The 13,817-nt window shown below is 65.9% G+C and carries 8 protein-coding genes; 1 reads left to right on the top strand and 7 read right to left on the bottom strand.

The annotated features are described in order from the left end of the window. Positions 1 to 207: 207 nt before the first annotated feature. From V5A20_RS01390 to cysD, 7 genes are all read right to left on the bottom strand, one after another. A complete protein-coding gene (locus tag V5A20_RS01390) occupies positions 208 to 4,314 on the bottom strand; it encodes a PAS domain S-box protein (RefSeq protein ID WP_332326574.1) in 4,107 nt (1,368 codons plus the stop codon). Between the two features lie 280 nt (positions 4,315 to 4,594). Continuing rightward, positions 4,595 to 5,719: an FIST signal transduction protein gene (locus V5A20_RS01385; RefSeq protein WP_332314834.1), complete on the bottom strand. Its 1,125-nt coding sequence runs from the start codon at positions 5,717 to 5,719 to the stop codon at positions 4,595 to 4,597. 217 nt (positions 5,720 to 5,936) lie between these two features. Next, a complete protein-coding gene (locus V5A20_RS01380) occupies positions 5,937 to 7,781 on the bottom strand; it encodes an SLC13 family permease (protein ID WP_332314833.1) in 1,845 nt (614 codons plus the stop codon). A 51-nt stretch (positions 7,782 to 7,832) separates the two neighbouring features. Beyond that, the gene (hepT, locus tag V5A20_RS01375; RefSeq protein WP_332314832.1) at positions 7,833 to 8,249 is read right to left on the bottom strand and encodes a type VII toxin-antitoxin system HepT family RNase toxin; all 417 of its coding nucleotides are present in this window, start codon (positions 8,247 to 8,249) and stop codon (positions 7,833 to 7,835) included. Next, positions 8,236 to 8,658 (bottom strand): type VII toxin-antitoxin system MntA family adenylyltransferase antitoxin, encoded by a 423-nt coding sequence (gene mntA, locus V5A20_RS01370; protein ID WP_332314831.1) that lies wholly within the window; start codon positions 8,656 to 8,658, stop codon positions 8,236 to 8,238. Before mntA ends, hepT begins: the two co-directional genes overlap by 14 nt. A gap of 317 nt (positions 8,659 to 8,975) precedes the next feature. Beyond that, positions 8,976 to 10,880, bottom strand: coding sequence for a sulfate adenylyltransferase subunit CysN (gene cysN, locus V5A20_RS01365; RefSeq protein ID WP_442978379.1), 1,905 nt, complete (start codon positions 10,878 to 10,880; stop codon positions 8,976 to 8,978). A 143-nt stretch (positions 10,881 to 11,023) separates the two neighbouring features. Next, entirely contained in the window at positions 11,024 to 11,935 is a 912-nt protein-coding gene (gene cysD, locus V5A20_RS01360; protein WP_332314829.1) for a sulfate adenylyltransferase subunit CysD, read from the bottom strand. 714 nt (positions 11,936 to 12,649) lie between these two features. Between cysD and V5A20_RS01355 the strand changes: the two genes are divergently transcribed. Further along, on the top strand, positions 12,650 to 13,816 hold the full coding sequence (locus tag V5A20_RS01355; protein WP_332314828.1) for a DegT/DnrJ/EryC1/StrS family aminotransferase: 1,167 nt from the start codon (positions 12,650 to 12,652) through the stop codon (positions 13,814 to 13,816). The last annotated feature ends 1 nt before the right edge of the window (position 13,817 follow it).

Here is a 13,817-nt window from a genome sequence, read left to right as displayed (position 1 = left end):
CTTCGTCTCGGCGCCCAGGACCACCTCAACAAGCCGTTCAATCCGGAGGAGCTCCAGGAGCGACTGTCCTTGCTCCTGTAGGCAGGCCTTTCTTTCTGTAATCTGGCCCCTCCGTGGGCCACTGCTCCGGCGGCCCGGCCCTGACGACCGCGCCGGGGGACCCAGACCCGGAGACGACCGGGAGCAGTGCGTGCCCGCGGGTGATAATCAGTCCGGGTCAAGGTCCACAATTTTCTCGTCGAGCGCCGCCTGGGCTTCGCGGGCCGCCTCGGCGATGGCGTCGAGCCGGTCGGGAGAATAAGGCGGCTCGGTGGCGTCGAGCGTCTTCGCAAGCTGACCCAGGCGCTCGGCCCCCACCAACTGAGCGGCCGACTTCATGGAGTGAAACAGGTCGCCGAGGCGCTCATCGTCGCCGGTGTCGCGGGCCGCCGCCAAGTCGTCGACGAACGCATCGGCCTGGTTGTAGAACGTGGTCGCCACGTCCCAGGCCGCCTCGGCCCCGCCCATGTTTTCGCGGAGGAACGTGAGGTCGAGGGTAGACAGAGCGCCCGTCTCCGCCGCCGGGCGGCTCGCCGACGAGGAGGCGGCGGACGTGTCGGGCGAGGGGGCGGAGACGGTCTCGGTGTCGGACAGGTGTTCGGCAACGGCCTGGTACAGACGCTCGGACTTGAAGGGCTTGCTGACGAAAGCGTCCATCCCCGCCGCGAAAACCTTCTGTCGGTTCTCGCGGAGCATGGACGCGGTAAGCGCGATCACGGGCACGTCGCTACCCAGGTCCTGGCGCAGGCGGCGGGTGGCCTCCAGGCCGTCCATCCGGGGCATTTGCACGTCCATGAGCACCAGGTCGTACGTCGCCGTGTTCAGGCGCTCCAGGGCCGCCGCGCCATCGCCCACCACGTCGACCTCGGCGCCCCACCCCACCAGCAGGTCGCGCACCACCACCTGGTTCGTTTCGTTGTCCTCCACCACCAGGAGCCGCGCCCCGCTCAGTCGTTCCGCGGGAGGGTCCTGCGGGCGCGCCGCGGGCACAGCCGCCTCGGGGGACGGGGTGTCGGGGGACGGGGTGTCGGCGAGGTCCGGCCGGGCCCCGGAGATCGCTTCGCCATCCCACGTCGACTCGGCCCCGTCGGTGGCAAACGGAAGACGTACGGTAAAGACAGAGCCCTCCCCCAGGGTGCTCTCCAGGTCGATCGTCCCGCCCATCTGGTCGACCAGCGTCTGCACGATGGCCAGTCCCAGCCCCGTGCCCTCGCGCGTCTCTTTGCGCGTCTCTCCCGTATCGGCGTCGGCCTGATTGAAGTGGCCGAAGATGTGGTCCTGCTGCTCGGGCGGGATCCCAATGCCGGTGTCCTCCACCCGAAACGTGATCCAGGTCGACGCCTCAGGATCGTCCGCTGCGGCCGCCGGCGCGGTGCTGGTTTCGATATGAATGACCACGGACCCGTCGTCGGTAAACTTGAGGGCGTTGCTGCCCAGGTTGGTGAGGATTTGCCCCACCCGGGCGGCATCGCCCACGACCGAGGTGGGGAGCTGGGGATCGGCTTCAATCCGAAAGTCGAGGTTGCTCTCCTCCGCCTTGCTGCGCAGCATGTCCCGCACGTGGTGGGCCAGACGCACAGGATCGAAGGCCACCTGTTCGAGGTCCACCTCGCCCGCCTCCAGCTTCGCAAAGTCGAGCACCGTGTCGAGCAGGGTCAGCAGCGTGCTGCCCGAGAAGCGGATGCTCTGCAAGTACGAGCGCTGGTCTTCCGTCAGGTCGGTACGCGCCAGCAGCTGCGCCATGCCGAGGACGGCGTTGAGGGGCGTGCGCACCTCGTGGCTCATGGTGGCCAGGAAGCGTTCCTTGGCGGCCAGCGACGCCTCCGCCTGCTCTTTGGCGTCTCGCAGTTTCATCTCCGCCTGCTTGCGCTGCGTAATCTCCAGCCCGTAGCCCAGCACATTGATTACCGCTCCGTCCTGCACCACCGGCGTGACGAACCGAATGAAGTGCTGGGAATTCCCATTCTGGTCCTCGATCGTCTCCTCAAACTGCTCCATCTCGCGGGTGCGGGCCACGCGCCGGATGGTTTCCAGGCGTCTGCGGGCCACCTCCACGTTGTGCCCTCGCATCCGAGCGTACTCCACATCCGTCATCCCGAGGATGTCGCTGCGGCGCTCGGGGTCGCTTACGGCGCTGGGGGTGACGTACTCGTAGCGACCCTCCGGCCCGAAGATCGCCAGGTCGATCGGCATCGCGTTGAGAACCTGCTCGTAGAAGTCCTTCAGGTGCCGAAGCTCCTTCTCCGCCTCGCGCTGCTCGGTCACGTCGCGAAGCACGGTCTGCGCCGCGGCCTCCCCCTTGTACTCGACGGGCTGGGAATACGAGACGATGATGCGCTCCTCCCCGTCCAGGCGCCGAATGGTGTGCTCCAGCGGCTCCGTCGGCTCGCCGCGGTCGAGCTGCCGGCTGCGAGTACGGAGTTTTTCGAGAACATCCGGTTCGGTGACGAAGTCCGTCGAGGACCGGCCGATGACTTCCTCGGGCGCCTCGGCGCCGAAGATGCGGGCCCCGGCCGGGTTGATGTACCGGATGGTGCCGTCGACCGTGATTTGAATCGGGTCGCGGTTCGACTCCACGAGGCGGCGCCACCGCTCTTCGCTCCGACGGAGTTTTTCGCGCGCCTCCTCTCGGGCGGTGATGTCGTGGATGATAGAGAAGAGCAGCGAGGTGCCGTGCACCTCAATGGGCGTGGAGCGGACCTCCACCCTGCGCGTCTCGCCCGACTTCAGGCGGTGCGGGAAGACGAAGGTGTTTTGCTCGCCCCCCTCCGCGTCGGCGCGGCGGGCGGCCACCTCGTCGGCAGGCAGGTCGTTGATGTCCTGGATGTGGAGCTGCTCCCACTCCGTGTCGGTGTAGCCGTAGAACTCCGCTGCCGCCGCGTTGGCGTCGCGAATGGCCCCGCTCTCTGGGTCAATCAGGAGCATGGGGGCGCTGTGGCGCTCGAACATGGTCCGGAAGCGGGCCTCGCTCTTCTGAAGAGCCTCCTCGGCCTGTTTGCGCTCCGTAATGTCACGGGTAATGGCCTGTACCCCCGCAACGGCCCCGTCTTCTCGCACGAGCTGCACCTGCTGGCTGACCCAGAGTTCGTTCCCGTCCGCCGTCACGATGGGAAACTCCCGGCGCGTGTCCGAAATCTCTTCCTCGATCTGGTTCCGGTAGAAGCGCACCAGCCGCTCGCGATGGTCGGGGCGCACCAGGGTTGTAAAGTGTTGTCCTACCAGCTCGTCGTGCGTGTACCCCGTTACCTCTGCCGCTACCGGATTCACGTACGTGAAGCACCCGTCCCGGTCGCAGCGGTAGATGATATCACTGGCAGACTCGACGAGCCGACGGTAGGCGCGTTCGCGCTCTTGGAGACGGGCATCGAGCCGCCGCTGCTTGGTGACGTCTCGGTACTTCCAGAGGTGACCGGTCGTCTCGTCGCCAAAATCGACGGGCACGTAGTCGCGTTCCACAATGCGCCCATCGTCCATGTGGAGGGTTTCGGCGAGCACCGGCTCTCCGGCGTCCAGAATGACCTCTACCCGGTCGGTGAGGTCCGACGGGTCGGAAAAGAGATCCTTGGCGGTGTCGGCGGCCGCCGCACAGTCGGCACCGGAGAGCGCCTCCGGGGGTTGAGGAATCTCGAACAGGTCGCAACAGGCCTGATTGACCAGCAACAACTCACGCTCCTCATTTTCGAGCAGAACGGCGTCTTGCAGGTTCTGAACGAGGGCGGAGAGCTGGGAGCGGGACCGGCGAAGGGCCTCTTCGGTGCGGACGCGGCGCTCGACTTCCTCTTCGAGCTGCTGGTGCGAGCGCCCCCCGCGGAGGGCCTGTTCGAGCTTGACGAGGACGGGATCGAGCTGGCGCAGCTCACGGGGCGGGAAAGGGGCCTCGCGTCGCGAGTCGTGAAGCTCCAGGAAGCCGAGGTCGCCCAGGCGCAGGGCCGCGAGGGCGCCGCCGCGGGCAGCCCGCCCCGTCGCCAGAGAGTCGAACTCAGGGTCCGACGCGTGGCCGGAGACAGAGGCGTCGGCCCGTAGACGCTGTACGAGGACATGACCGGCGGGCAGAAATTCCGTCTCGACGTACGACGAGGGCGTGGCGTGGAGGAGATGGAGGCCGTTCTCCCCCTCGTTCCACCTCCAGACGGCCGCTCCCTCCAGGTCCTTCCGCGCGGCCAGCGTTCCGGCAAAGGCCGCCGCATTCTCAGCCGGCTCCAGCGTCGCTCCCACGGAGAGCGACAGCTCGTACAACAGGGAAAGCTGGTCGATAAGTTCGGACGAATCGGCCATGGCAGCATGCGCTGGAGTGCGTTCGAATTCCGAGCTCTGAGAACGGCCTGTGCTGTTGTGTAAGGCCTGTGCGCACCGCCGGAAGACTGCTTCCTCCGGGAGAAAACCCCACCTCCGTCGCCCCAAACTCGATTTGGAGCCCATCTGACGATGGTGGAAGCCTCCCCGTCCGGTCCCGGCAGGGCCCCTCCACAGCTCCTCCGCGTCCTGCTCGCCTCAACGCCTGTGCACCTGCACCCTCACCGTTCCCTTACGAGGACGTTGAGAACGACGAGGACATTCAGAACGAGGCCCGGACGGTCGTCTTGTTGAGCCATTCGAGGTGCCCGGTTCCATCGGAAGCAATTTCCCCGATGCTCAGTACGCCGTACGGGGTTGGGTCGTTGCGACGTCCGCCCGCCGCGATGGCCTCCAGCTCTTCGTCCATGCGGTCATCTAAATAGAACTGGCGGGAGACGCAGTCGGCCACGAACACCGTGTCCGGGGTCGACTCGGAGGGCTCTCCCTCGGCGCCGACCTGCCCGGCGGCATCAATGAGGGCGTCGGCGCTGCCCTCAAGCACATGCAGGACAGTGTTCTCCGGAACCGGCCCGGCGCAGCGAATGCTACCGTCGTCGGCGTGGGCGACGGGATCGCGGACAATGTCCTCGCGGCCCTCGCGGAGGATGCCGAACGGGTGCCGGGCGGCCATTTCGGCGAACGCGTCCGGCGCCATCGGCGCGCCCTGGTGCGCCTCCACGGACCGGGCATAGACCTCAGCCGCCGGCTCCCAGTTAAGGTGTTCGATGACGGCACCATCGGTCCGCGTGGCAACGAGTGAGGTCCCGGTTCGCGTCCAGCCGTGCCGCACGCCAAGGTCTACCTGTCCGGCCAGGGGAATGACCACGGCGGCATCCTGCCAACGCCTCTCGTTCGCGATCAGACACGGCCCCTGTGTCATGGACCGGCGGCCCGCGCCTCCTCCCACACAGATGCGCTCCGTTCCACACCGGTCTCGAAGCCACGAAAGTGCTTTTCCAACGTGCTCGGAGAGCCCGTCCACCAATACCAGGAACGAGGATTTGGAGAGGGCCGTCTCCCCCTCGGTCGGATCGGGGACGGGACCGGTGAGGTCGAGCACCTGCGGCCTTCCCTGAACCGGGACCGAGAACACCACGGCGCCCTTGCGGTGCCAGCGGGCACCGTCGACGACCCCGGGAAACAGGCCGGCGACCACCGGACACTCCGTTTCGGCCCCGAGACGCTCCCACTGCGAGAATGCATCTTTGTGTGCGTCCCCCAGAAACACCACTGCCACTTCGTCGGGGGCTGTCGTCTTGCGGAGGTGAGAAGCCAGTGCGGCCGGCGACGGATCGGGGACGTACATCAGAGGCGACTCGTCTGCAGACGGGAAGGCGGGCGCCATACGCAACGCCAGAATGGGAGACGTCTAGCGCTTCCGAAAATAGGAAAGCAGGTTCCCCCTTCCCTACTCTCTTCGACAAAGCCCGATTTTCATTCGATTAAGACGGGAACTCGCTCGACGAATCGCCTTGGTGCTGTAGAGGTGCGAGTGTTCAGGAGCTCCCTCGGTTCCGACCTCGGCTCGTGTTCGATCCGACACGGGGACGTCAAAAACGGCATTACAGCCACACCAAAGCAATGATCGTGACCGAGGTTGTCATCACCAGGAGCGTGACCGGCCAGCCTACGCGGGCGTAGTCGCTGAACCGGTACCCGCCTGGCGACATCACCATCAGGTTGGTCTGGTACCCAATGGGGGTCAGGAAGCTTGCGGAGGCGGCCACCGCCACGATGAGGCCAAAAGCGACGGGCGGCGCCCCAAGGCTCGATGCCGCGGCCATCGAGATGGGCAGCATGAGCACGGCAGCGGCGTTGTTCGTGATCATCTCCGTGAGGAGATTGGTCATGAGATACAGGGCCACGAGCACGGCAACAGGCCCGAGGGGCTCGGTGAACGCCAGTACGCTCTGGGCCACAGCCTTGGCGAGGCCGGTGGTCTGGAGGGCCTTCCCGATGCCCAGCGCAGCGGCAATGACCACGAGCACCTGCACGTTGAGGGCCCGCTGCGCTTCGGCCGCCCGGATGCACCCGGTCAGGATCATAAGCAGGGCCGCGATGAAGGCGGCCGTGACGATGGGAACGAGGCCGGTGGCCGCGGCTCCCACCATCCCCGCCGTGAGCAGGAGAGCGAGCGGGGCCCGGCGGCTGCGCGCTCGCTCATCGCCCCCCCTTTCCTCGCCCTCCGTCGCTGCGGCCTGCCGGGCCTGCCCGTTGCGAGGCGCTACGAGATAGAATTCCTCCCGGCTCCCGCTGCTCCACCGCTCCTCGAAGTCGTCCGGCGCCTCCACAATGAGCAGATCGCCCGCCTGCAGCTCCGTCGTGCCCACCGGGCTCGTTACCGGCTCGTCCTGGCGCTGGATGCCGAGGACGACGCCCTGATACTGCTCGCGGAAGTTGGCCGCCCCGAGCGTCGTGCCCACGAGGTCCGACGACTCGGCGATGACGGCCTCGTAGAGCGGAAGCGTTTCGTAGCGGACCGGATCGCCCTGCGGGCCTTCGGGGGCCGGCAGGGTCCGCTCGAGGCCCGGGCGCTCCAGCAGTCGTTCACGCGCGGCGAGGCTGCCGTTGAAGGCCAGGATGTCGCCCTGTTCGAGGCCCCGGTCGGGGCGGCCCTGCAAGACCTGCTCCCCACGGCGGACGTGGGTAAGGTAGGCGTCGCCGAGGTCGCGCAGGCCGGCCTCGGCCACCGTCTGGCCCACGACGGGCGACGACGCGGTGACGGTCACCTCAAACATGTTCTGGCCGAGTTCTTCCTCCACCGCCGCCGTGCCTCCACCCCGGTCCGGCAGCAACCGGTGGCCGCCCAGGACAAAGTACGCGATGACGACCAGCGCCGCGGGCACGCCGACCCAGGTGACGTCGAACAGGTGGAGCGGCTCGTAGCCCTCCGCCTCCATCAGGCCCGCGACGATGAGGTTCGTAGAGGTGCCCACGAGCGTCATCATGCCCCCGGTGATCGCCGCGTAGGAGAGCGGGATCATGAGCTTTGAGGCGGGGATGTCCTGCGCATCGGCCCAGGCCTGCAGGCGCGGAATGAGCATCGCCACGATGGGCGTGTTGTTGAGCAGCCCCGACAGGACGGACGTGGGCACCATGAAGCGGGCCAGGAGCGGCCCCAGCCGCGTGGTGTCGGGAAAGAGCACCCGGTCGAGCGTCGAGAGGGCGTTGGTGTGCTGCACGCCCCCGGCCACCACGTAAAGGGCGCCGACGGTGAGGACCGCAGAGTTGGAGAACCCGGCAAAGGCCTGGTCGGGCGACACGACGCCCGTAACCAGCAGGACGGAGAGCCCGCTCAACAGCACAAGATCCGGCCGGCCCCAGTCCGCCATCAAGGCGCCCACTAGCCCCAGCACCACCGCCCCCGTAATCCAAGCGTCGGGGCCGAGCAAGGGATGAGGCGTCATGGGTTTGACAACTGAGCCCTTCTCTCCGCGAAGCTTCCAAGAGGAATTCCCCTATTCCAGAAAACGATCGAAGACGTGCGAGAGACGACGGATGTCATCGAGGTTCTCCTGAAGTGCTGCGTAGACCGTCCGCCGATCAATGTCCGCATACTCATGGACAAGTACATTTCGGAAGCCAATCATGTCCTGCCAAGTGTCTCGATCTCCTTCATCGATGAACCCGTGCTCTTCAAGGAGGGCCGGCAAATCCTGAGCCCGTTCGAAGGTGCCGAGGTTTTCGTCCACAATGAGGTGTCCTGCCATATCGTTGAGGGCCTCGATGGAGAGATGCAGGTTCCGCTCAACTGCACTGTAGACCTCAACGTTAGACGCAAATTCCTCAAACGAGTACGCCTGCGCGTACTCCAGATATTCGATGAACTCATCCAGCTTCTGCAGGCGACGCCGGAGGGTTTCAGGACGAACCATCGGGACGTTTGAGGCGACGTTCTTTGTAGGCTCGGCGCTGGGAGTCAAGATACGGCTCAAAATCCCAGTACATGCGGGCCACTTTCGAGACAAACGCTCCGGAATTAAAGTCCGCTGCACTGTAGAGAGGCTCATTGGCCCGCACCGCCTCAAACTGCAGTACAAGGGGAGCGTCGTTAAGCACGACCAGATCGATGTGGTCCCGCTGCGCCGCCTCCATGCAGTCGGTGGTTAATCGGACCTTGTCGTACGGCTCCCAGCGTTTCGGGTCAACGACAACCGCGAGGTCGAGATCGCTGTTGGGCCGCTCACGTTCGGCCGCCACCGATCCGAAGACGTATGCCGCCTGTACGACAGGATGATCAGCGAAGACGTCCCGGAGACGGTGCGAAGTGGTCTCGGAAAGCATGGAAGGGCGGCCTCTAGCGAAGGACGGAATTCAATGACCAATGCTCAATACCGAAAACAACGCATCTTCCAGGAAGATCGAAGCCTCATCTGTCTCTTCAGATTGACGATTTACCCCCCTGCCCGAAAGACGGTCATTCTGGACCGGATTCAGGAGTCTGCATGTTCCGACGGAGAATCTCTATGGCACAATCTGCTCAACTAAGGGAGATTCATCCCTGGTGCACTCGGTCGCTTTGCATCCAACACAGCCCAGAGACTACTCGGTCGCTTTACTTCAAGCGCCGCACCGGGGTGCGAAATAACACGCAACTTGGGTTAGATAATGCCGCGCGCCTCCAGGGCCTCGACGATCTGATCGACGCACGCCTCCACGTCGTCCGCGTCGGTGTTCACCACCACGTCCGGATCCGAGGGCGCCTCGTAGGGCGCCGAGACGCCGGTAAAGTTGGCAATCTCACCGGCCTCGGCCTTCGCGTAGAGGCCCTTCGTGTCGCGCTCCTTGCACACCTCCAGCGGGCAGTCGACGTGCACCTCCAGGAAGCGGTCGCGGACGTCCTCCGGCAGCAGCTCGCGGGCCCGGTCGCGGTCCTCTTGGTAGGGCGAGACGAACGAGCAGAGTGTCACGTTGCCCTGCTCGAAGAAGAGACGCGCCACCTCGCTCACCCGGCGGACGTTTTCCTTGCGGTCGGCGGGCGCAAAGCCGAGGTCGCCGCTCAGGCCGTGCCGCACGTTGTCGCCGTCGAGCATCATCGTCTGCACGTCTTCGTCGAAGAGGCGCTCCTCCACCGCCTTCGCGATGGTGGACTTGCCGGCGCCGGAGAGGCCCGTCAGCCACACGACCCCCGCCTTGTGGCCGTTCTTCTGCTCCCGCTCCTCCCGCGGAATTTGGAGCCCCTCCCACACCACGTTCGGCGAGGTCTCCGTCTCGTCCTCCCCCGAGGACTCGGTCACTTCGCCAAACGGCGTTACGTCCTCGGCCACCCCCCGAATCATGCCGGCGGCCACCGTGTCGTTGGTGTCCGGGTCGATCAAAATGAAGCTGCCGGTCGCCCGGTTGATCTTGTACGGGTCGATAAACAACGGGTCGGCCGTTTCGATCTCCACGCGCCCAATGTCGTTGAGCGCAAAGGTGTCGGCCTCCTCGCGATGGAAGGTCTCCACGTTGGTCCGGTACACGATCTTCGAGACGTAGGCCTGCGTCCGGCGCGTGGTGTGTTGCAGGACGTAGGGGCGGTCCTGGCGCATCGCCTCCTCGTTCATCCAGCACAGATCGGCGTCCAGCTGCCGGGTCACGTCCGGCTTGTTGCGGCTCCGGACGAGCATCGAGCCGCGGCTGACGTCAAGCTCATCCTCGAGGGACAGCACCACCGAGTCGCCGGGGCCCGCCTCGTCGAGGTCGCCGTCCAGCGTTGTAATCGTGTCGACCTCGGAGGTGTAGCCGGCCGGAAGCACCGTAATCTCTTCGCCCGGCCGAATCGTGCCGGACGCCACCTGACCGGCAACGCCCCGAAAGTCCTGGTGCGGTCGAATTGTCGTCTGCACCGGGAACCGGAAGTCCACCTGGTTGCGCGTCGACTCCGTCCGCACGGTCTCCAGCCGGTGCAGCAGGGTCGATCCCTCGTACCACGGCATGTTGTCAGAGTGGTGCACCACGTTGTCCCCCTTCAGGGCCGAGATGGGGACGAACGTGATGTCCTGCACGTCCAGGTTGTCGGCGAAGTCCTCGTACGCGGCCACGATCTCGCGGAAGCGCTCCTCGCTGTAGCCGACCAGGTCCATCTTGTTGACGGCCACGATGACGTGGGGAATCTGCAGCAGCGAGGTGATGAAGCCGTGCCGCCGCGTCTGCTCCAGCACCCCGTTCCGGGCGTCGATCAGCTCCACGGCCAGCTCCGCCGTCGAGGCGCCGGTCACCATGTTGCGGGTGTACTGCTCGTGGCCCGGCGTGTCGGCGATGATGAACTTGCGCTCCGGCGTCGAGAAGTACCGGTAGGCCACGTCGATCGTGATGCCCTGCTCCCGCTCCGCGCGGAGGCCGTCGGTCAACAGCGCGAGCTCCAGCTCTTCGTCGTCCCGCTGGGTGTTGCGCTCGATCTCCTCCATCTTCTCCTCGAAGATCTCCTGCGTATCGTACATGAGTCGCCCGATGAGCGTGCTCTTGCCGTCGTCCACGCTGCCGGCCGTCGTAAACCGAAGTACGTCCATGTGTCCGTGTCGAATGTCGAGTTGCGAGTGTCGAATCGAGTTGGGCGGGCGGAGGTGTCGAGTGTCAGGCAAGCCCCCCTTCGACCTTCGACCCTTGCTCACGCCCAATGCCTCTTGCCCAACTGCCCCAATGAGTCAATGCCCCGATGAGTCATTGATTAGAAGTACCCTTCCCGCTTGCGCTCCTCCATGGCCGCCTCCGCGCGCTGGTCGTCGGCCCGCGCCCCGCGCTCGGCCTGCTGCGTCGTGGCCACCTCGGCGATCACCTCGTCGAGCGTCGTCGCCGTCGACTCCACCGCGCCGGTGCAGGTCATGTCGCCGATCGTGCGGAAGCGCACCATCTTCTCCACGTAGTGCTCGTCGTCGCGGAGGTCGTTGTAGGGAGACTTCGGGAGCAGCACGCCGTCCCGCTCGAACATCGTCCGCTCGTGGGCGAGGTAGAGGCTCGGAATCTCGACGCCCTCCTGTTGGATGTACTGCCACACGTCCAGCTCCGTCCAGTTGCTGAGCGGAAACACGCGGAAGTGCTCGCCCTGGCCGCTCCGGCCATTGTACAGGCTCCAGAGCTCGGGGCGCTGGTTCTTCGGGTCCCAGTTGCCGAACCGGTCGCGGTGCGAGAAGAAGCGCTCCTTGGCCCGCGCCTTCTCCTCGTCCCGGCGCGCCCCGCCGAGGGCCGAATCAAACCCGTACTCTTCAATCGTGTCGAGCAGGGTCACGATCTGCAGCTTGTTGCGGCTCGCGTCCGGCCCCTGTTCCTCTTTGGCCCGCCCGGACTCAATCGTCTCCTCCACACTCCCCACGATCAGGTCCAGGTCGTGCTTGTCCATCAGGGTGTCCCGGAATTCGATGGTCTCCGGGAAGTTGTGCCCCGTGTCCACGTGGAGGATCGGGAACGGCACCTTGGCCGGGTAGAATGCCTTCCGGGCCAGGTGGATCATGGTGAGCGAGTCCTTTCCGCCGCTGAACATCAGGACGGGGTTGTCGAACTGGGCGACGGTCTCCCGCATGACGTGAATGGCCTCCGACTCGAGCCAGTCGAGGTGGTCGGACGTGTCGTTGGAAATGGGCATGGTGATGAGAACGCAGGGTGTCTGAAAAAGTCTGGCGCAACAGGGACGGCGATCAAGGCGACGCGAGGGGAAGCCGGCCTCCATCCTACGTCTGCCTCCAGTCTACGTCTACAGGCCTCAAAAGCGATGCCACACGTATACCCCCGGTCCGAATGATTCAGGGGACACGACACAGGACCCGACACGCGGCACGTGCAGGCAACGACTTCGGGAGACGTGGAACCAACCGCAGGTGAACGTCGGGAAGACCGACCGGAAAAGCAATGCCCGAACCCAGACATTGATGCCCCGTGATGGACGCGGCGACGGCCCATTCCCCTCGGATCCGTTGTTTCTTCACGCGAGACCGGCAGCCCGACTTCATTTCGACTTTGCCGGACGCCTTCTTATGTTTGGTTTGAATCTTCCGAAGCTGTTCGGTAGGTGGGTATCAAGCCGAGCACAGCGGGCGACGGGCACAAACGGGGCCCGGAGCCTTGTATCGGGGGCCGTGCAAGAGCGAGGTCAGGCCCCTGGTGAGCTGCCGGGCGCGTGCAGAACTCCTTCTGCCCGGACCCCGCGAAGTCGCAGCGCTGGGCGCGGAGCGCCCTGAGCGTACGCGAGGAAGTGCTGGTGGAGTGCGACCGAGCACCCGCCGGGTGGCCATAGACAGTCCGCCAAAACAGCTTCTCAGTGTTAACGTTTTCCACCAACCGACCCCTGTCCCGCACGCACGTGAGCCACCCCGCTGCTCATTCCACGGATGCCCCCTCGATTCCGCTCGCTCGTCCGGACGTGACGCGCCACGAGCGCGAGCGGGTGCTGGAGGTGCTGCGCTCGAACCGTCTTTCCCGCGGCCCTGCGCTCGATGCCTTCGAGGCCGCCATGGCCGAGCGGTGCGGCACCGAGCACGCCGTGGCCGTCAGTAGTGGAACGGCCGCACTGCACTGCATCGTCGCGGCCCTCGGCCTTTCGCCGGGCGCGGAGGTCCTCACGACCCCCTTCAGCTTCGTCGCGTCCACCAACGTCTTGTTGTACGAGGACCTGCGCCCCCGATTCGTCGACATTGACCCGGCGACCTACAATCTCGACGTGGGCCGCGTGGAGGACGCCCTCACGCCACAGACCGAGGCGATCCTTGCGGTCGACGTGTTCGGCGTGCCCGCGGACTGGCCGGCCCTCACGGCCCTGGCAAAGGCGCACGGCCTCGCCCTTATCGACGATGCCTGCGAGGCGATCGGGGCATCGGTGGATGGGCGGCCCGTCGGGAGCTGGGGCGACGCCGCGACTTTTGGGTTCTACCCCAACAAGCAGGTCACGACCGGCGAGGGCGGCTGCATTACGACCGACGACGGCGATCTGGCCCGCCGGTGCCGTGCGCTCCGCAACCAGGGCCGCCCCCCCGACGACGGCGCGCTTCGCCACGACCGCCTCGGCTACAACTACCGCCTCGACGAGATGTCGGCGGCCCTCGGCTGCGCACAGCTCGACCGCCTGGACACGCTGCTCGACCGCCGCGCCGCCGTCGCGGCGATGTACCGGGACGCCCTCGCCCCCCTTGCCGACGACCTGGTGCGTCCTCCCTCTCCGACCGACGCCGAACGCAGCTGGTTCGTGTACGTGGTGCGTCTGCGCGACCATTTCGCCACCGACGCCCGCGATCAGCTCATGGATCGCCTGCAGGCCCGCGGGATCGGCTGCGCGCCGTACTTTCCCCCGATCCCCCTGCAGCCCCACGTCCGCGACCGGTTCGGGTTTGCCTCGGGCGATTTTCCGATGTGCGAGGCGGTCTCGGCGCGGACGTTGGCCCTGCCCTTCTTCGGCGACATGTCCCGCACGGACGTGAGCCGCGTGGCCGAAGCCCTGGCCGAGACGCTCCCTTCTCTGCCCCGTCAATCGTAGC

Source organism: Salinibacter sp. (assembly GCF_036626415.1).
In the GTDB taxonomy this organism is placed as follows: Bacteria; Bacteroidota; Rhodothermia; order Rhodothermales; family Salinibacteraceae; genus Salinibacter.
This window is presented reverse-complemented; position numbering and strand designations above follow the sequence as displayed.